Source organism: Romboutsia sp. LXY-2 (assembly GCF_056171995.1).
Genome location: NZ_JBKFGI010000001.1, coordinates 108,451 through 129,676 on the forward strand (window position 1 = coordinate 108,451; position 21,226 = coordinate 129,676).

Below are 21,226 nucleotides of genomic sequence, written 5' to 3' on the forward strand. Positions count from 1 at the left end.
TCTAGTTTCATAATAATTTTTTTATACAAGTGCTATATTGATTGTAAATCTATATTTAAAACTCTTATTATGAAGAAAGTATAGTTACTTTATATGTATAAATATTTATATCTAAAAAGCTATCACTTATGATTATATTAATCACTTGTAATAGCTTATATATTATATATCTAATTTATTTATATTTTCTTTCATTATCTTTATTGAATTATCTAGCTTATTCTTTTCTTCTTTTTCAAGGGCAAGGTGAATAACTTCTCTTACTCCATCTTTATTTACTATACTTGGAACAGCTATATAAACATCATCATGACCATATTCACCGTTTAAGTATGATGATACTGTAAGCACACTATTTTCATTTTCAAGTATTGCCTTTGTTATTCTAGTAAGAGCCATACCTATACCATAATATGTTGATTTTTTGCACTCTATTATTTTGTATGCTATGTTTCTTACTTCATCTTCTATCTCAGATAAATTATTAAAATCTATATTAGAATCTTTTCTTGATGCTATTTGATATATTGGTTGTACTCCAGATAAAGCATAACTCCATGCTACAAATTGAGAGTCTCCATGTTCTCCCATAACATAAGCATTAATGTCTTTTGGATTTACATCTAATCTATCACTTAAAGTATATCTAAGTCTCGCTGAATCCAGTGTAGTGCCAGACCCTATTACTTGATTTCTTGGAAGCCCTGATAATTTCCATGCTACATAAGTCATTATATCAACCGGGTTTGTTGCTATTAATAATATTCCATTAAATCCTGATTTCTTTATTTCATTTATTATACTTCTCATTATTTTTGTATTTTTATGTAATAAATCAAGTCTAGTTTCACCTTCGACTTGTATAGCTCCTGCTGTTATACATACAATATATGCATCCTTACAATCACTATAATCCCCTGCATATATATTCATTTTTCTTGGAGCAAATGCAAGACCATGATTTAAATCTATTGCTTCTCCTTCAGCTCTCTTTTTATCTAAATCTATAAGAACTAATTCTTCACATGCCCCTTGATTTACCATAGAATAAGCATAACTCATTCCTACCATTCCTGTTCCTACTATTACTACCTTGTTTTTTATCATTATTTTCCTCCTGCAAAACTCTGTGTTATATTATAATTTCCCAATTATTCAACTCTCTAAACTTAAAATCATATATTTTATAATCCTATCTACTTTAAATTCTAGTAAACTAACCTTAGCTTTTTCCAAAATATAATTGTCTTATGATTATAAGGGAATTTTTTATACTAATTTGAATTGAATTCTGTTAAAATTTGAATAATAAGTGTATAATAGTGTAATGCAATAATTTATATTATAAGGAGTACACAATGACAACTTTTAAAGACTTAAATTTAAATCTTAATGTAATAGATGGATTAAATAAACAAGACATAACTGAACCTTCTGATGTTCAGGCTTTAGCAATACCTAAAATCTTAGAAAACAAAGATTTAATAGTACATGCTCAAACAGGAAGCGGTAAAACTCTTACTTACCTTTTACCAATGTTCGAAAAAATAGATACTACTAAAAGAGAGACTCAAGTTCTTATACTTGCACCTACTCATGAATTAGTTATGCAAATAGTAGACCAAGCTAAATTTTTAGCTTCTAACTCAAATATGGATGTTACTGCTTTCTCTTTAATAGGAGAAGTAAACATACAAAAGCAAATAAAAAATATTAAAGCTATAAAGCCTCATATAGTAGTAGGTACTTGTGGTAGAGTTTTAGATTTAATACAACAAAGAAAATTAAAAGCACATACTATAAAAACAATAATATTAGATGAAGTAGATAGCTTATTTAGTGGAAACAACACTTCAAACGTTAAAGCTATAATAAAAACTACTTTAAGAGACAGACAATTATTAGCTTTCTCTGCTTCATTCAACGAAAAAACAGTAGATATATGCCAAAGTATAATGAAAGAACCAGAATTACTAAAAACTTCAGATGACTTAACTATAAATCCTAAGATAAAGCACTCTTATTTATTAGGTGAAAAAAGAGAAAAGTTTACACTTCTTAGAAAAGCATTAGCTTCTGCTAAGCCAAAGAGAGCTATAGTATTCGTTAATGATGAAGAAAGTATAGAAGTAATAAGCGAAAAATTAAACTTCCATGGATATACATCTGTAGGAATCTTTGGTCAAATGGCTAAAGAAGATAGAAGAAATGCTATGAATGCATTTAGAATAGGTAAAGCTAAGGTGCTAGTATCTTCTGATTTATCAGCTAGAGGGCTTGATGTTGTTGAGACTTCTCATGTATTTAACTTAGACTTCCCAGGAAGTAAAAATGAATACATCCATAGATCTGGTAGAACAGCTAGAGGAAACAGAAGTGGTGACACTATATCTATAGTTACAAAAGCTGAACTTGCTGATATAAAGAGATACAAGAGAGAGTTTAACATAGATATTAAACCTATAAAATTAACTGAAGGTAACTTTGTTGAAGTAAGAGAAAACACATTCAAAAAAGAAAACAAAGATAAGAAAACTTTTAAGCCAAACAAAGACAACAAGGCTTCTAAGAATAACAGTAACTTTAAAAATGACAAAGATAATAAAAACAATAAACCTAATAAAGATACTAGAAACAACAAGACTACTAATAAAAATAACAACAAAAACAAATAATATTATTTAAATCTTATTATTTTAAACTACTATAAATATAAAATTTTATTATGAACATAAAAAATAGATACTTAATTGTATCTATTTTTTATTATGTCTCTCTTTTTATCATGGTGTTATTTAATAATATTTTTTTACTATATTTATTATCATTTTCTATTTTTTCTATAACTAATATTGCTGCATTCTCTCCAAGTAAAAACATATTTTGATCTACTGTCGTTAGCTTAGGATTTATCATCTCACTTAATTCTATATTATCATAGCCTATTATTGAAATTTCTTCTGGTATTTTTTTCTTTAATTTTTTACAAGCATTTACTACACCCATTGCCATTAGGTCATTACAAGCAAATACTGCACTAATCTCAGGATTTTGACTTATTATTTCCTCAAATGCTTTGGCTGATCTACTAACTGTCTCAAGACTATTCCCCTGACCTATATTTATAATAAACTTTTCTTTCAAATTATTTATATCTTTCATTACATTTCTGTAAACCTTTTCCTTTATATCATAAGAATAACTACTTCCACCTCTAATGAATAAAATATTTTTATGATTATTATCAATTAGATAATCCATAACTATTTGTCCTCCAAATTTTTCATCATTTGATACAGAGGACACTCTTGCACTATTATTATATCCATTAACAAATACTATTGGATTTTGCTTGGCAATATTATCAAAATACTTAGATTTACAGTTTTCTATTGTTGGGTCTACTACTATTATTCCAGCTACATTTCTTGCTAGTAACTCATTTACTCGTGCTATTTCCTTTTCACTATCATGATTTGTTATACATAAAAAAATTGAATATTGGGTAGAATTAAAATAACTTTCAATTCCATTAATTACTTCTGTAAAAAACATATTGCTCAGACTTGGAACTACTACTCCAATAGTACTAGATTTTTGTTTTATTAAATCCCTTGCTTGCATATTTGGTGTATATTGTAATTCATCAATTATTTGTAATACTTTCTCTTTAGTGGCTGGTTTAACTGGATAGTTACCATTTACAACTCTTGAAACAGTCGCTACTGAAACATTAGCTTTTTTAGCCACATCAACGATTGTTACTTTCATATCAGACTCACCTCTCTATAAATAGTAAACGATTACCTTTCATATGTAAAGTTATTATATTAATAAAAAATTCGCTTCACTTGAGCGACTACGTCTGCGAACTACTTCACATCCCGTCACTCAAATTTAAAGCAGTTGATATTATAAATTATAAGTTAAATTATAGAGAATTTTAAATACTTTGTAGCATTTTAATTTTTTTTAAATATTATATATTATCTTAGTATTTTTGGAGGAAGAATTATGGACATAATTGACAGCATGGTTGCTAAAAGATTTGGCGATTTGTCGTTTTTTAGCACTACAAGTAGACTTTACAAATTTGAAAAAATAAAAAATATGATATGTGAAACTAAAAAGAATAATCCTGATGTAAAGCTTATTGATATGGGTGTTGGAGAACCTGATAAAGTAGCTGATGAAAGAATAATTGACGTACTAAATATTGAAGCTAGAAAATCAGAAAATAGATTTTATGCAGACAATGGTATTTTAGAGTTTCAAAATGCTGCATGTAGATATATGAAAAATGTTTATGGTATAAATAATTTAACAAGTGAGAATATAATGCATGGTATAGGGTCAAAATCTATTTTGGCTATGCTTCCTATTGGCTTTATTAATACTGGTGATGTTTGTTTAATGACTGTACCAGGTTATCCAATACTTGGAACATATACCAAATTTATGGGTGGCGAAATATATAAATTACCTCTTTGTGAAGATAAAGATTTCTTCCCTGACTTAGATAATATACCTTTATATATTCTAAAAAGAGCCAAGCTATTATATATTAACTATCCAAACAACCCTACTGGAAAAGTAGCTACAAAAGAGTTTTATGAGAAGGTTGTTGCCTTTGCTAAGAAGTATCATATCTTTGTTATTTCTGATATGGCTTATGGAACTTTATTATATGATGATGAAAAACCGCTTAGTATCTTTAGTGTTGAAGGTAGTATGGATATATGTGTTGAGATCCATTCATTGTCTAAATCTTTTAATATGACAGGTTGGAGGATGGCATTTTTAGTTGGCTCAAAGAAAGCTATTAAGCTTTATTCCACAATAAAAGGCCACACTGATTCTGGTCAGTTTAGAGCTATACAAAAGGCGGGTGCTTTTGCTCTTGATAATTATCATCTAACTAATATAAACTGCGAAAGATACGATAGAAGACTTGCTATGTTGGCAGAGACTTTAAGAGAGGTTGGGTTTAAGGCTTGTAAACCTAAAGCAGGCTTTTATCTTTATGTTCCTATTCCTAAAGGTATAAAAGATGGAGTTAGATTTGAGTCTGCTGAAGAAGCTAATTTATACATTTTATCTAAGGCCCTTATTTCTACAGTTCCTTGGGACGATTGTGGTGCTTATCTAAGATTTTCTGCTACTTATGATGCAGATAGTATTGAAGAAGAGATTGCTTTAATGGAAGAAATAAAAAATAGATTGTTAGCTTTAGATTTAGAATTTTAATAATAAAGGGATAGATTAATAATAATCTATCCCTTTATTATTTCAAACTCTACTACGTATTCATCCGCTGAACTTAGTAAAGCATTAACATCTACTGTTACAGTTAATGTTTTTTTCACATCATCAACGATGGGGCTACCTAATAAAGGAAATATCATATTTGGCGCTCCTAGTTTATAAACTTTCACATTATTTCCTGTAGGCTTTACACCATTGTCAGTATAATTTATAACAAAAACAGTTGGATTAATTTTATTTGGCTCAATATTTAATGTTATTGGCTTAGCTATGATATTAGTTCCAGCTATAATATTAACCTTTTTAGATTCTTTTGTTGAACTTATAATTTTATCTTCCAATTCTAGCACCTCCATGTATTATTTACTTTTTTATAATTTTCATAGGAGTTACTTGGATCTTATAGCATTAAAGTTATTTGTCACAACATAAGTTGGTAAATATCTTTTGCTATTATAACTTACGTTTATTATCCAACATAATAAATATTTTAACTGTTGTACACTATTTTGTAATTTCGTAACTGTATTTACAATCCTACCCATATAAAGGTCAAAAAGACGTCTATTTCTACAGCTACATTTTGAATTTAAAGAACTTATACCATCAACTATTGCTATACTATTAGCTAACGTTAATGTATTATCATATAGCCATATAAATATATTATTTAAAATACATATCTTACATTCGTCATTCACTATTAATTTAGGCGCTGTAATTAGGAGATAATTTATTAAGTCTAATAATCTAGATAGTTGAGCTTTATATCCAAAATCACATATCCATCCATTGTTTAACAGTGTTTGCACATATGATATTATAGATGGTAATATATTTATATATTCTATAACAGCGCTATTCATTAGACTTATACTGTTTACACAATCAATTTCTACTAAATATGAATTTATAAATGTTAATAGTTGTTCAATTGGATTTGATGATATAGTTATGTCGACAGGTTTAGAAATAATAATATTTCCAGGTATTATATTTGAAAATATTACTGAATATGTTCCTCTTGAAGTGTTGGGCATAAGTTTTCACCTCAATAATTTAAACTATAAATATACAGGGGGATTGCTCCCCCCTTTTTTGTTCCAGTAATTATATTATATATTTATTAAGATATTGTTCTCTCATAGTAGAATTCAAAAGTAACAGATACGAATCCATCAGTTGCATCATTTGCACTTAATGCATTTGCAGCTATAGTAATTACTAAGCTTCCATCACTTGGTTCAGCTACAGTATAATCTGTACCTAATGCTAGAGTTCTTGGAGTTCCACTTGTAACACTAGCAGCAAATCCTGTTGATATTACTGGTATAGCTGTTCCTTTGTAAGGAATAGTAATTTGAGTTGCATTTTTATACATCGGCAGTATATCTAACACTTGCTCAGACGCAGTAAAGTCATGCCCTGCTAAGAATTTAGTTCCTACACTTTGTTTAGTAGTACTAATATAAGAAGTTGTTGCCATATTGATATTCACCTCTACAAAATATATGAGAGCATTTAATACTCCCATAACACATAATATGTATTATGTATTATTATGTTACATGAATTCTTATTTTTAGATAAATTCATTTAAGAAATTTTATAATATGACATATTCTATTTTTTTTATATTGCAAAGTATCTATATAATACCTTAGTAAATGGCGGTATATTTTTTACAATACTATCATTAGCACACTTACCTTCATAATCAAGTTCTATTTTCATACAATCTTTAGCATAATTTATTAAATCTAAAGGTGTAACTTCTATTCCTGTTTTATAAGTAAATAACTTAGCCATTAAATCTAGTGACTCTTCACTGTTAACTGTGGCAAAAGATGAAAATATACAAAAACCTAAGTTTTCAAGTACAAATATCTGAGCATACAATAATTCCATATCACTCATGTCACTTAGTTCTTCACTAAATTTATGTAAAGATACTTTAAAATTACTTTCATCTTGAATAGCTTTTCTATCTAATAATGACTCTAAATTTTTGTTATCTTTATATAATTGTGATATGCCATGAGTTCTTGACGCTACTAGCCTTCCTATTATACTTCCTTTATCTATTTCATATAACAAATCTAGTATATCTTCTTTAGTTGAAGGTAATTTAGTTGCTTCAAAATACACCTTGGCAGCTGTTACAAACTCAGTACCTACTATACCTAGTTCGTAAGCTTTACTTCTTACTTCTTTAGTAAATTCATAGTCATCTATATCAAAACATGACTTTAAAGCTTCTCTTACTTCACTTTCATCTGGTGATGAATATACATCTCCATCATTTACAGAGTGTCTATTTAAACATCCTATTACACACATAGGTGCACAACAAAAGTTAACTTTTTTATCCCTTTTATTAGGATTTTTATTTTCTTTAACAGTCTTAGTATTATCTTTATCTTCTTTTAAGCTTGCTAGCACTTTTTCTTTGTCTTTTAATAATCTTATTAAAGTAACAGAACCAAAGGCTGGTAATGCTCCTCCACAAATACCATTTTCCATTATTAACCTTGCAAACTCTTTGCCTGTAGAACTAAAGTTTTTTTCATCTACACATTCTCTATTAAGATATCTATCTCCAGTTACTACTACTGCTCTAAGATTTTTGCTACCAAATACATCTCCAAAGCCACTTCTTGGACAATGGTACTCTGGTTCTCCATCTGGATAAGTACATATAAAGGTACTTAGTGACATTTGCATGTCAGCAGATTTACCAACTGCTATAATTCCTGCATCACTTCCAAATCTAGCTTTTAACTTTTTCATCATAGAAGATGTGTTGTTGTTTTCTAGCTCTGGCATAGATATTATTTCTATTTTATCTTTACTGATATGTAATATTGTATTTTTCTCATTAGCTATTCCCTTTACTACTAGTCCTGCAAAAGCTAATGATGCAAGTTTTTGAGGAAAATTACCTGTTGTGTTACTAAGTTGTATTCCTTTGTTTTTATCTTTTTTAGTGGCTATCATTACTCTACACGAACTTGCCACCTTACACCCTGTAAGTAATCCCGGTACAAATGCAATTGCATTATCTTTAGAATATCTACTTACACTAGTAGGTACATTTTCTTCTATTAAGTTCATTGCGAGACCACGACCGTAATGCCCTTTTTCTTTTAAGTCATAATCCTTGTAAGATACTTCATTTGTACTTAAATCTGCTATTAATATTTTCTCCATCCTATTCCCCTTTTACCACAAAATATTGATTCTTATAATCAATAAGGTCTATTCCTTCATAAATTACTGATAATTTTTCTTTTATCTCGTTTTTTGAATGTTTGTTAGTATCAATGTGCTCTGCTATTTTCCCATCTTTTAATACTAGTATCTCATCACAATATTTAAGTGCATAATTTGGATCATGAAGTGTAATTAAACCACATGATTGATTTTCATAAAGGACATGTCTAATCTTATTTAATATCATATGGTGATTAGGAAAATCTAGAGCACTATCTGGCTCATCAAAAAACATTATTGGTGCTTGCTGAACTATTGCTCTAGCAAGTATTGTTAACTGTTGTTGACCACCGCTAAGCCTCTGATAATCCTCCTCATACTTTTCCTCTAGACCTAAAGATTCTAGTACTTCCTTTGCAAACTTCTTTTGTTTAGAAGATGGTGACTGCATAAATTTTAAATATGGATTAAATCCCATAGAAACAACATCTAAAGTAGAAATGTTATAAGCAAAGTTACTTTTTTGTGGTACATAGCTTATATACTGTGCCTTTTTCTTATTCTTTAACTTTTTTATTTCTTCACCACAGGCTATACATTTATCACTTTCTGATGGTATTAGTCCACAAATAGCTTTTAACATTGTTGTTTTTCCTGCTCCATTTAGACCTAAAAGTGCAGTTAATTTTCTTTTTCTAAGATTTAAACTTACACCTTTTATTATCTCAGTATTATCATAAGTAACACGTAGATTATCTATTTCAAATAAATTTTCTTTCATATCATCGTCCCTGCTTATAAAGTAAATATACTAAGAATGGCACACCAATAGCTGAGGTTAAAATACTTATTGGAATCTCACTACTACCTAGGCTTCTTGCTAAACAATCAGCAAATAGCAATATAATTGCTCCAACAATTCCACTTAACATACAAGTACTAAAATCACTTTTCTTTAATAGTATTCTAGCTATATGAGGTGATACCAATCCTATAAAACTAATCACTCCCGTAACACATACTGTAGATGCAACTAATAATGTTGAACTCATTAGTACAAAACAACGCGTAATACCTACTCTAACTCCCAACATCTTAGCTTCGTCATCATCTAAAGCTAATAAATTTATTTGCCATCTTAATAAAATAATACCCACAAATCCTATTAAGAATATTGGTAGTACCCACTGTAGTTTTGTTAATGTAATATTTGCAAAACTTCCCATAGTCCAATAATCAATAGAAGCTAATTGTTGCTCAGGATCTGCAAAGTACTTCATAGTCATAATAATAGAATCAGAGATTGCTTTAATGGCAATCCCTGCTAATATATAAGTACCTGAAGATCGTTGTTTTATTAAAGTGGTCAAGCCTATAACAGACATAACTGCAAGTAAACCACCTGTAAAGGAACTAAATACCGATGCTAATATCCCCCCCTGAAAACATACTATTGCAATAGCTGCTCCTGCATTTGCTCCAGAAGATACCCCTATCAAGTCTGGTGCTGCCAATGGATTTTTAAAGATTGTCTGGTATATAGATCCTGCCATACTAAGTCCTATGCCCGCTAACATTGCCATTATTACACGTGGTAATCTTAAGTTAAAAAATACATTTTTTGACATTGTATCAACTTCGTTGCCACTTATTATATCTATTATCTCAGGAATAGATATTTCATATTGTCCTATTGTTAAAGATACAATAAATGTAATAACAGCTAAAAATGTTCCTATAATGAATATTCTTTTAGAACGCTTTTTCATTTTATATTATTTCGTGATTAAAGCTTTATCTATATCAATATTGTAGAATTCTTTATAGAACTTAGCTGCATCATCTTTAAATTTATCAAATGAATAATTTTCTTCATTTATTATACTTGCTAACCACATACTTCCAAGTACACCTGATGGCACTGGAGAATCCCAAGCTTCAAAATCTGATGGCATTTCAAATACTTTACCATTTTTAACTGCATCTAAGTTTGCTAATTCTTTATTATTTAATACATCTTCTTTAGTAAATTCTGCTTCTGGTATTATTACTATCATATCTGGGTTGTAAGCTATTAATTTTTCATAAGATATAGTGGCCCAAGATGGATCAGTAATATCTTTTGCTACATTTACTCCACCAGCTTTTTCTATAACGCTATTTTGATACATTGCACCTGTTGCTACTGATAATATATCGCTTGTTCCTGCTAAATAAACACTAGGCTTTTCTGTATTATCTTTTGTTAATTTTTCTAATTCACTATATTTTGAATCATAATATGATATAAGTTTTTCTGCTTTTTCAGTTGTTCCTGTTGCTTTTCCTATCATTTCTATTGTTTCTTTTAAAAGTTGTTCATTTTCTGGATTTACTACTATAACTGTTATACCCATATCAGCTATAGTTTTTGCTTGATCTGTTAGTTTTTTAGGTAGGATTACTAGATCTGGTTCAAGTGCCAAGCATCCTTCTAGATTAAATTCTTTTGCTGTTCCTACATTTGGTAATTCTAAAAGCTCTGGTGCTGCTAGTTTGTACATTGGTCTTTTTTCTGCTTTTGCTTCTATACCTACTATTTTATCTTCTAATCCTAGTGCTACTAGCATTGATGATGATATGTAATATCCACTAACTATTTTTTCGTAGTTTCCTTTAACTTTCACTTCTCTTCCTGCGTGATCTGTTATTGTTAATTCCTTATGCGTTTCTTCTTTTGGTGTGTCTTTTTCCTTGTCTTTAGATGCGCTACACCCAATTAAAGATGTAGTCATCATCATTACTACTAGAAGCAATGATATTAATTTTTTAAGTTTCATTTGTATCTCTCCCCCTACATGTTTTTACATATTTTTTCATTTTCCCCTATGCAAATATAAGTATATCATCGATTTTTAATTGGGTTAAATTGTAAATAACTATATGCTTTAGGTTGATTATAGATATTATAAATAGAATGTTTAAACTTATCTCTGTCTATAATGTTTAATTGCTTATGCTTATAAAATAATAAAAATCGTAGGCTAATTACCTACGATTTTCATTGTTATTATAAGTTTTCTTTATAAATATCTCTTTACTTTATGTGTTCAATATCCACTTCTAAAGTAATAGATACTTCTGTAATAAAAGCTATTCGTATATTGAGATATATTTCTCTTGTGTTTACTCCTTTATCATTTTATAAGTAATTCATTCACTTAACCTATATTCTGTCTTTTTTGAGAAAGAGCTACCAGAGTCTCTTCAGTACTACAATTTTAATCTATACCCCTACAAAATTTCTTACTCTAAATATTCATTGAACACATCTGTATCAATCATTTTAATTTCAAAAACTTTTTTAACTGTAACCCCAAAATTGTGCTCAATCATCAATTTCGCTAATTTTTCACCATCAATTAAAATAATATGCTGATCTTTGGCATATTCAGATGCATGTTTTGAGAATTTCGCAGTTGTTACAAATAGCCCTTTTCCACCTTTTCCCGAAATAGCACCCACAAAGCTCTGTACATCAGGTCTTCCTACTGTTCTACTCAAATCCCATTTCTTGGCTTGAATATAAATTAAATTAAATCCAAGTTTGTCCTCCATAATAATACCGTCAATACCTTCATCCCCAGTGATAGACGTCGTCTTTCCAGCATTTTCAAATGCACCATATCCCATTTTTGATAATAAATCAATTACCATTTGCTCGAATGCAGTTGGTGAGAGCTTTACAACCTCGGTCAAAAGATCATCGGATAAACTTTTGTTAATTTTTCTAAAAGAATCTTCAAATGTATCATCTGGCGTATTGTTTGGATTATCAGGATTAGGTTGCATATCTTGATTCTCACCCTGAAATTCTCTAAAGCTTTCAAATCTCATTAAGTAGTTACTATCAATAACACTAAGATTCTCATTAAGTACTTCTAAACCACTATCAGTTATAACAAAGGTAGCTCGTGCAGGACTATTTATTAATCCCGCCTTCTTTAAGTATGTCCTTGCCCAACCAATACGATTGACAAATACTGTTTGTCTTCCACTAGGAAGCAATTCTGAAAGATCTTTTTCTGTCAAATTGAAATACGTACTTACATGCTGCTTTAATTCTTTCAATGTATGTATCTGCCCATCTTTTAGGTATTCAAGAAAAGGTTTATGCATCTCATAGTATTTTGGTAATTCCATTTTAATACCTCCCAATATTGCATAATCATTAATTAGTATGATTTTCATATATCTTACTGGTTAATTTAAGTTGAAAATATACTACAAGAACGTTGTAGCAAAATTATCTACCCTAATTAACCAATAGTGATTTTGTATTATTATTAATTTCAAAAACATTACTGCTATTGCTATATTCAATTTTTCTTAACAGCTGTACTCCTAATACTCTTGCAGCATAATATGATGTAAGAGCCTCATACGCATTAAAAAGTCTCTCTCTAGATTGGTCTTGATTAACCTCGTGTTTAGATAAATTATATATTTTTACAAAGTTCTCAAGGGCAATAATAGTACTACTAGTTAATATATTTAACCCTTTTATTAACTGCACTGCTTTACCAAGAGTAGTATTATGAAATCGTAAATCCCCAAATACTTTATACGCCTTTAATACTAGTCTACATACAGTTTCTAAGTGCATACCACAATTTTGGACAACATATCTTGCATGTATTCTAATATCACACATATCAATTTCAGATCTTACATATTGCAGTGGTCTATACAATGATCTTTCAATCCCACCCGGAAATGGATTTTTAAGAGGATCTGCTGGCATTGCATAAGCACCTATTCCACCAATATTCTGATCTATAATCCAAAGTTTATCCGCCTGATATTTTTCTTTCTGTCCAAGTTCTAAAAAAATAAAATCTCTAATGCCTTTTTGTATGTCGCTATCAAGAACACTGTCAAATAAATATATCAATGGTTTATGTGTCAATTCCATTTATTCTACCCCCATTTTAATGTTCTGTACTTAGAGTTGCCCTGAACTTCACAACCATTAGCCTCTAAAAACTTATACGTTTGTAAATTATCCTCACACTATCTAATTACAAATTCATAGATTGATATTTTACATACCCATCTTATATTATACATTTTTTACCAACCATTCGCTATTATACTTAAAAGAGACTATGTTTAAGCGCTATTATGTTGACTTAGACTTAGCCTCTAATACTAGAGCAATCTCTAGTTTTTTCATCTGTCTTATCAACAGAGATTTAATCTTTTCAAATCAATAACACTTATAATAAAATATATTTCGGGTAATAGATAATACTACAACTACCAAAATCCACTAACTCTTTTGTCGTATTTTGTTGTACTTTGCAAAATTGTCACTTTCAAGTGACAACTATACATATTAAGGAAAACGAATTTTTAAAATATAATTAACTTAGGTGAAAGATTATGAATGAAAAAAACAAAATGATTCTATCTTATCTTAAATCTAACGAAACTTACACACAAAGTAGCGCATTAGCTAAATACTTAAATGTAAGCGAAAGAACTATAAAAAGATATATAAAATCAATTAATGCAGATTTAGAAAAACATGGTGCAAAAATAGACTCTACTAAAGGATTAGGATATAAGTTATTAATATTTTCTAATGAAGATTTTAATAGATACTTAAGTATGAATACTGGTATAAGTGAAAAAAAATCATCTATAACAATAGACTTACTAATAAATATACTAAAAGATTATCCTATAAAGTTAGATTCTATAGCCACAAAATTATACACAAGCAGGTCTACTCTTCAAGCTGAGCTGTCTAATATTAGGGATTTGTTAGATGAATATAACATAAATCTCCAATACAAACCCTACACAGGACTTTATTTAGAAGGCAAAGAAGAAGATATAAGAAAGTGCTATATAAGGTACTTATTTAAAGAAGATAGTCCAAATGAAATACAATTATTAACGGACTTAGGAAATGTAAATAACGAACTTATAGCAGTTCTTAAAAAGTATATTGAAAGAAAAATTATAGAAAAGAAAATTGATAAAAATGACTATGAAATAGAATATCTAACAAAGTTCATTGCTGTTTCTTGCTTTAGAGCAAAGCTTAATCATAACTTAGATAAAAGCTTATCTGAAAATAAAAACTATGAACGCGTATTTGACAATGAATTTAATAACTTGTTAGAAGATATTTTTAAAGTAAGGTTATCTGATGATGAAATAAATTATATAAACGTGTTAATTAAATCAGATGATATAAATTCAACTGATGAAATTATTAATAAAGATAAAATAAAAAAACTTATTTCAGAATCTATAAGACAAATTGATATTAGATACAAATCATTTTTAAATGAAGATTCATTACTTATATCAAGTCTAACTAACCATATTTTAAATTCTTATCATAGATACAATTTAAATATTGATGTTGAAAATATTATTTTAGACCAAGTAAAAAGGTCTTACCCTGATGCATTTAATTATGCCTTAGATTTATGTAGTATTTTAGAAAACAATCTTAATATTAACATAAATTCTAATGAAGTTGGTTATATAGCAATACACTTTGCAACATCTATTGAAAGAGCTAAGCAAAAAACAACTTACAAGGCAATAATAGTTTGTAATACTGGAATGGGAACTTCTGAACTAATAAGAATAAAGTTAAGAAGATACCTTCCTCAAATAGAAGTTTTGGGCTGTTATCAAGTTCACTACTTAGAACATATTAACTTAGAAGAAATAGATTTTATTATATCTACAATAAATATTGATAAACCACTTATAAAAGATAGGGCTCTAATTACTGTATCACATGTTTTAAATGATGATGATATCCAAAATATAGAGCATGAACTAAACAAAATATATTTACAAGGTTATCTAAAATCACTTTTCAATGAAAAAGTATTTTATAACAGGTTAGATGTTAAAGATAAAAATCAATTACTTGAGTATGTATGCTCAGACATGGTAAACAAAGATTTTATAAGCTCTGAAGACAAAGAAATTATTTTAAATAGAGAGAAATTATCTTCTACAGAGATTTCAAACTTAGTGGCAGTACCTCATTGTATTTCAGCAAAAAATAAAAATTCAATAGCTATATGTACTCTAACAAATCCAATTAACTGGGGAAATGCAAGAGTCAAACTAGTATTTGTTGCTTGTTTAGACCCAGATAAAAAAGAAAATAAGCATGTATTCCCTTTTATTCACTCTAGAATAAAAAAAGGAAAAATAGTAAATGATTTGTGTGAAAGTACTAGCTTAGAAAACTTTATAGAAATTTTAATGAGGGATAATGATTATGATAGTTAAAAAAGATTTAGTTTTTAGAGATAAATTAGATGCCCTTACAAATATAGCAAAACTGGCTGAGGATGAAGGTTTTATAAGTAATTATAGACTATTCCTAAAAGGGCTAATAGAAAGAGAAAATACATTTAGTACAGGCATGGGTGATGCTATAGCTATCCCCCACTGCAAATGTGAAGATATACAAGAAGTATTTATTATTATTTGTACCTTAAAAAACAAAATACAGTGGCAATCTATAGACAATCAAGATGTAGATTTTATTATTACACTTGGTATACCTAGTAATAAAATAGATAACAATTACCTAAGCATTATGTCAAAGTTGGCCAAGAAACTAATGAATAAGGAATTTATAAAAGAATTAAAATCCTTAGATAGTGAAATAGAAATAATAAATAAAATTAAATCTACAATAAGCTAGGATGTGATTTTATGGGATATAAAATTGTGGGCATAACAAATTGCCCTATCGGTGTAGCACATACTTATATGGTAGCTGAAGAACTTACTAGCTTAGGTAAAAAACTTGGTCATCATATAAAAATCGAAACTCAAGGCGCTTTAGGTAATGATTTACAACTTACAGAGGAAGATATTCAGGAAGCTGACTATGTTGTTTTAGCAATAGGTATTGCTTTGTCTGATGAAGAAATGAAACCTTTCTTAGGTAAAAAAATATTAAGAAAAGATATTAATGAAGTACTAAGAAATCCTAATATAGTATTTGACAATCTTGAAAAAGAAAGCAAAGTCTATAAAGGCAAAAGAACTGATAAAAATATAGGATTTTTCAAGCATATAATGACTGGTGTATCTTATATCATTCCACTTGCTATTGCATCTGGATTATTAATATCTATTTCATCCATACTCTCAAAAGGAGAAATGCCTCAGATTGGATCATATGCATATTTACTAACTTCAATTGGTGTTATAGGTACTGAGATGATGATACCAATACTTGGTGCATATATCGCCTACTCTATAGCATCAAAGCAAGCTTTAATACCTGCTCTTTTAGGAAGTTATTTAGTATCTAGTGAAAGGCTACTTCAGACAGTAAATAGCGGAGGTTTTTTAGGCGCTATAATAGTAGGATTTTTAGTTGGTTATTTTGTAAAATACCTAAAAAGCATAAAGATAGATAAAAATTTTGCTCCAGCTATGTCCTTCTTAGTAATTCCTTTTATTAGTACCTTGTTTATAATTACGATAGTATTTTACTTCATAGGTCCTTTTGTAAGTACCATAATGAGTATAATGATGGGCTTTCTGAATTCTCTATCTACCACAAGTTCTATAATCGTTTGTGTAATAATTGCAATAATGTTGGTTTTAGATATGGGTGGTCCTATAAATAAAACAGCTTATCTATTTGCACTTAGTATGGCTAAAGAAGGTAACTATATTTACTTTGGTACAGTGGCAATAGTAACAATCTTACCTACTGTTTCAATAGGACTAGCAACAATGTTAAAACCTGATTTATTTAATAAAGAGGAAGTTGAAAACGGAAAATCATCATTTATAGTTGGGTTGTTTGGAATTACTGAACCTGCAATAGCTTATGCTGTAAATGATCCTAAGGCTGTTTTAACATCTCAAATAATAGGAGCATCTGTAGCTGCTATTTTAGGTAATTTTTTAGGAGTAAAACGTATTGCTCCTGGGGCGAATGTAATAGATCCTTTTTTAGGTAATGTAACTCCATTTTTCGGATTTTATTTATGTATTATTGTCGGAGTTATAATTAATACTTTATTACTTATTTTTATTAAAGAAAGATATACAAAAATTTAAAAATAAATTAGAAATTTAGAGGTGAGATTATGTATGATTTTAATTTTAAACCAGACCGTGTTTCTGAAAAATGTAGAAAATGGGATTTAGATATTATAAGAAGCAAGTTTGGAGATGTTGATGAAGACTTCATTCCTATGTGGATAGCTGATATGGACTTTAAGATACCTTCTCAAATAGAAGCTAAGTTTATAGAAGCTATAAAACGTGGTGTCTTTGGATACACATACTGTTATGACGAGTTTTATGATTCAGTAATAAACTGGCAAAAAGATATGCATGATGTGGAAATTAAGAAAGAAGAAATAACTCTGACTTATGGAACAGTATCAACTATTCACTACACTCTTCAAGCTTTTTGCAATGAAGGTGACAACATAATACTTAACACACCTGTTTATGATCCTTTTGAATCAGCTGCTAAAAAACAAGGTGTAAATGTAATAAAAAACACTTTAGATGTTATAGATAACAGATATTATATAAACTTTGATAGATTAGAAAAACAAATTAAAGAACATAAACCAAAGCTTATGTTATTCTGTACTCCTCACAATCCATCAGGAAGAATATGGACTTTAGAGGAAATAGAAAAAGTTGCAAAACTTTGTTTAGACAATGGCGTAATATTAGTTGCAGATGAAGTACATGCAGAACATATACACTTTGGAAAATTTGAATCTATCTTTAAATTAAGTAATGAATTATTAAAAAACATTATATTATTAACATCACCAAATAAAGGCTTTAACTTAGGTGGACTTAAAACATCTTATTCGATAGTTAGAAGCGAAAAAATAAGAAAAACATTTAGAGATAAATTAACTCAAAACTCTATAACATCACCTAACGTATTTGGAATTATAGGGTTGATAACTGCTTATGATGAATGTAGATATTGGTTGTCTGAAGTTAATGATTATATAAAAGAAAACTACAATACAGTAGAAAGCTTTATAAATAACAAACTACCAATGCTTAAACTAATGAAAATGGAATCATCATATTTAGCTTGGGTAGATATAAGTGAATTAAACATTAGTGCAACAGAATTTACTAATAAATTAGCTCTTGAGACTGGTGTATTAGTAGAAGATGGCTCGCACTTTGTACAAGATGGGGATAAGTTTATAAGACTAAATCTAGGCACACAAAAAGATAACGTATGTAATGCCTTAGATAGAATAGAAAAGTTTATAAACAATTTAAATTAGTTTGAAATAATATTTCATATATATTACAACTTGGAGGAGAATGAGACATGAAACAGAAATTATTTAATTTTTTCCAAAAGCTTTCTAGAGCTTTCTTATTACCTATAACATTGATATCATTTGCATCTATGTTACTAGGATTAGCATCAGTTTTCTTATGGCATGATCAATTAAAGGAAATGATTCCTTTCCTTAACACGCCTGGTGTTCAATACTTTGCAAACTTAATGAGTACTATAGCAAACGTTATGATGAACAATATTTCTCTACTATTTGCAGTAGCTTTAGCATTTGCTATGGCTAAGGAAGATAAAGAATTCGCTGCTTTAGGAGGGCTAGTAGGTTACTTAGCATTCTTAATGGGTATGGGTACTTTAATAAGCTTTAAGCCTGAAGTAGCCGCTATGTTCCCAGAAGCAACTTTAAAGCCAATACTTGGTATCCAAACAATAGATACAGGTATGGTTGGTGGTATAGTAGTAGGTTTACTTGCTTCTTACATCCACAACAGAACTCACAAGATACAATTACCAATGGCTATATCATTCTTTGGTGGAAATAGATTCGTACCAATAGCTTGTGCAGTATTATTCGTATTATTAGGACAAGTATTCCCATTCATATGGGCTGGAGTTTCTGCAGCAATAAACACAGCTGCACAAGGTGTTGCTAATGCAGGAGTATTTGCACCATTCTTATATGGATTTGGTGAAAGATTATTAATACCAACAGGACTTCACCACGTTTGGAATGCAGTTATAAGAGATACAGCAGTATCAGGAGTATATGCTTTCCCAGATGGTAACGTAATAGAAGGTTCAAGACTTGCTTACAACTACTACTTATCAACAAACGTATTACCTGATGGAACTACAATAGCAGAAATGGTTAAGTTCTTAAGAGGTGGACAAGTTCCAATGACATTATTTGGACTTCCAGCAATAGCACTTGCAATGTACCACACTGCTAAGCCAGAAAATAGAAAATCTATAAAGCCTTTATTACTTACAGGAGTATTCTCTATATTAATAGCTGCAGTTACTGAGCCAGTAGAGTTTGCATTTATGTTTGCATCTCCAATATTATACTTTATATATGCTATAATAACTGGTTTAAGTTTCATGATAAGTTTCATACTTCAAACTGGTATGGGCGGATCTGAACCTAACTTAATAGGACTTGTTTTATACGGTGTATTAAGACCAGAATCTAGATTCTTTATACTATTATTACTAGGTATACCATTTGGACTTGGATGTTACTTCTTATTCAGATGGTGGATAGTTAAGTTTGATGTTAAGACTCCAGGTAGAGGTGGAGAATATGATCAAAACATGGAAATGGTGGATGATGCAGATAAAAATGCTGACCCAACTGTTTTAAAAGCTAAGGTTATAATAGCAGGCCTTGGTGGTAAGGATAACTTAGATGTTGTAGATTGTTGTATGACTAGACTTCGTGTTACTGTTAAGGATATGAGCTTAGTTGATGAAGCTAAACTTCAAACAACAGGATGCATGGGTATTGTAAAAGTTGATGAACATAATATACAAGTTGTATATGGTCCATCTGTAAATGTTATAAAAAATGCTACTAACAAGCAGTTAGCTTTAGCATAAATAAAGGGTGTCGCGTTTTGCGACACCCTTTACTTAATTTTTGTCTATAGTGAATTTTTTTTATTATCTTAGCTTATATACAATACCTTTTCACATTATAAAATACTTTGTCTATAACTAATTATATGATTAATCAAATACTCATTTGTTTTCTCTATATCTTTTTTCTTTAATCCATCAATTATTAATCTATGCTCTAATCCGCTTTCATCAATATTTTGCTCTATATTAGTATCCAATATCATCGCAAGCTGTAAATTTAGATACATGTCATTTAAAATTTTTATTCGTAACTTACTTCCCGATCTATTCCATATATATCTATGAAATTCTATATCTTTTTTACTCATTTCATAAACTTTACTAGATATATCCTTACTAGAACTTGCTATCTCATCCATTTCTGATGTTATTTTTTCCATATACCTAAAGTCATTTTCATTTAAGATATCTTCTTTAATAAGGATTTTTATAATATCACCCTCAAGTGAACATCTTATTGAAAATATTTCTTGAATATCCTCTTTTGACTTCATAGGTACACAGCTTCCTTTTCTTGGAGAGAATTCTATCAATCCTTGTTGCTGAAGTACTTTTATAGCTTCTCTTATTGGAGATCTACTTATCTGTAAGTCCTCAGCAATTGTTCTTTCTATTATTCTGTCTCCTGCTTTATACTCACCTTTAAATATTTTTTCTGTTATGTAATCTATTACTACATTGCTTAAACTAGAATTTAATTGATAGTAATTATTTTCCATGAATCCTCCCCACATCTTAGGTTATTGAAATACTTAGCTTTTA

19 protein-coding genes are annotated in these 21,226 nt (G+C 29.3%); 7 read left to right on the forward strand and 12 right to left on the reverse strand.

The genetic code is table 11. The features are described 5' to 3' along the window. Positions 1-162 precede the first annotated feature (162 nt). Positions 163-1,107, reverse strand: a complete 945-nt coding sequence (locus tag ACI48P_RS00535; protein WP_475212404.1) for an L-lactate dehydrogenase — start codon at positions 1,105-1,107, stop codon at positions 163-165. 251 nt (positions 1,108-1,358) lie between these two features. Between ACI48P_RS00535 and ACI48P_RS00540 the strand changes: the two genes are divergently transcribed. Next, on the forward strand, positions 1,359-2,675 hold the full coding sequence (locus ACI48P_RS00540) for a DEAD/DEAH box helicase (protein ID WP_475212406.1): 1,317 nt from the start codon (positions 1,359-1,361) through the stop codon (positions 2,673-2,675). A 91-nt stretch (positions 2,676-2,766) separates the two neighbouring features. On the opposite strand, the gene ACI48P_RS00545 is transcribed toward ACI48P_RS00540, so the two are convergent. After that, on the reverse strand, positions 2,767-3,771 hold the full coding sequence (locus ACI48P_RS00545; RefSeq protein WP_475212408.1) for a LacI family DNA-binding transcriptional regulator: 1,005 nt from the start codon (positions 3,769-3,771) through the stop codon (positions 2,767-2,769). Between the two features lie 243 nt (positions 3,772-4,014). Between ACI48P_RS00545 and ACI48P_RS00550 the strand changes: the two genes are divergently transcribed. Next, positions 4,015-5,247: an aminotransferase class I/II-fold pyridoxal phosphate-dependent enzyme gene (locus ACI48P_RS00550; RefSeq protein ID WP_475212409.1), complete on the forward strand. Its 1,233-nt coding sequence runs from the start codon at positions 4,015-4,017 to the stop codon at positions 5,245-5,247. A gap of 26 nt (positions 5,248-5,273) precedes the next feature. On the opposite strand, the gene ACI48P_RS00555 is transcribed toward ACI48P_RS00550, so the two are convergent. The 9 genes from ACI48P_RS00555 to ACI48P_RS00595 form a co-directional block, all read right to left on the reverse strand. After that, positions 5,274-5,606: a hypothetical protein gene (locus ACI48P_RS00555; protein WP_475212411.1), complete on the reverse strand. Its 333-nt coding sequence runs from the start codon at positions 5,604-5,606 to the stop codon at positions 5,274-5,276. A 48-nt stretch (positions 5,607-5,654) separates the two neighbouring features. Beyond that, on the reverse strand, positions 5,655-6,305 hold the full coding sequence (locus ACI48P_RS00560; RefSeq protein WP_475212413.1) for a hypothetical protein: 651 nt from the start codon (positions 6,303-6,305) through the stop codon (positions 5,655-5,657). Between the two features lie 86 nt (positions 6,306-6,391). Next, complete coding sequence (locus tag ACI48P_RS00565) at positions 6,392-6,751, reverse strand: hypothetical protein (protein ID WP_475212415.1); 360 nt, start codon at positions 6,749-6,751, stop codon at positions 6,392-6,394. A gap of 146 nt (positions 6,752-6,897) precedes the next feature. Continuing rightward, a complete protein-coding gene (locus ACI48P_RS00570; protein WP_475212417.1) occupies positions 6,898-8,475 on the reverse strand; it encodes an aldehyde ferredoxin oxidoreductase N-terminal domain-containing protein in 1,578 nt (525 codons plus the stop codon). A 1-nt stretch (position 8,476) separates the two neighbouring features. After that, positions 8,477-9,259, reverse strand: a complete 783-nt coding sequence (locus ACI48P_RS00575; protein WP_475212419.1) for an ABC transporter ATP-binding protein — start codon at positions 9,257-9,259, stop codon at positions 8,477-8,479. Between the two features lies 1 nt (position 9,260). Beyond that, entirely contained in the window at positions 9,261-10,247 is a 987-nt protein-coding gene (locus tag ACI48P_RS00580; protein WP_475212421.1) for a FecCD family ABC transporter permease, read from the reverse strand. A gap of 6 nt (positions 10,248-10,253) precedes the next feature. Next, complete coding sequence (locus tag ACI48P_RS00585; RefSeq protein ID WP_475212423.1) at positions 10,254-11,297, reverse strand: ABC transporter substrate-binding protein; 1,044 nt, start codon at positions 11,295-11,297, stop codon at positions 10,254-10,256. Positions 11,298-11,763: 466 nt separating this feature from the next. Then, positions 11,764-12,660 (reverse strand): restriction endonuclease, encoded by an 897-nt coding sequence (locus ACI48P_RS00590; protein ID WP_475212425.1) that lies wholly within the window; start codon positions 12,658-12,660, stop codon positions 11,764-11,766. 112 nt (positions 12,661-12,772) lie between these two features. Continuing rightward, positions 12,773-13,432, reverse strand: coding sequence for a hypothetical protein (locus ACI48P_RS00595; protein WP_475212427.1), 660 nt, complete (start codon positions 13,430-13,432; stop codon positions 12,773-12,775). A gap of 470 nt (positions 13,433-13,902) precedes the next feature. Between ACI48P_RS00595 and ACI48P_RS00600 the strand changes: the two genes are divergently transcribed. From ACI48P_RS00600 to ACI48P_RS00620, 5 genes are read left to right on the forward strand one after another with little or no spacing between them, the layout of a single operon-like run. Next, positions 13,903-15,789 (forward strand): BglG family transcription antiterminator, encoded by a 1,887-nt coding sequence (locus ACI48P_RS00600; RefSeq protein ID WP_475212429.1) that lies wholly within the window; start codon positions 13,903-13,905, stop codon positions 15,787-15,789. Further along, a complete protein-coding gene (locus ACI48P_RS00605; RefSeq protein WP_475212431.1) occupies positions 15,779-16,210 on the forward strand; it encodes a PTS sugar transporter subunit IIA in 432 nt (143 codons plus the stop codon). The genes ACI48P_RS00600 and ACI48P_RS00605 overlap by 11 nt, the downstream gene beginning before the upstream one ends. 11 nt (positions 16,211-16,221) lie before the next feature. Next, positions 16,222-17,589: a fructose-specific PTS transporter subunit EIIC gene (locus ACI48P_RS00610; protein WP_475212433.1), complete on the forward strand. Its 1,368-nt coding sequence runs from the start codon at positions 16,222-16,224 to the stop codon at positions 17,587-17,589. Between the two features lie 29 nt (positions 17,590-17,618). After that, positions 17,619-18,803 (forward strand): MalY/PatB family protein, encoded by a 1,185-nt coding sequence (locus tag ACI48P_RS00615; protein ID WP_475212435.1) that lies wholly within the window; start codon positions 17,619-17,621, stop codon positions 18,801-18,803. Between the two features lie 47 nt (positions 18,804-18,850). After that, positions 18,851-20,422: a PTS transporter subunit EIIC gene (locus ACI48P_RS00620; RefSeq protein ID WP_475212436.1), complete on the forward strand. Its 1,572-nt coding sequence runs from the start codon at positions 18,851-18,853 to the stop codon at positions 20,420-20,422. A gap of 95 nt (positions 20,423-20,517) precedes the next feature. On the opposite strand, the gene ACI48P_RS00625 is transcribed toward ACI48P_RS00620, so the two are convergent. Beyond that, entirely contained in the window at positions 20,518-21,183 is a 666-nt protein-coding gene (locus tag ACI48P_RS00625) for a GntR family transcriptional regulator (protein ID WP_475212438.1), read from the reverse strand. Positions 21,184-21,226: the final 43 nt, after the last annotated feature.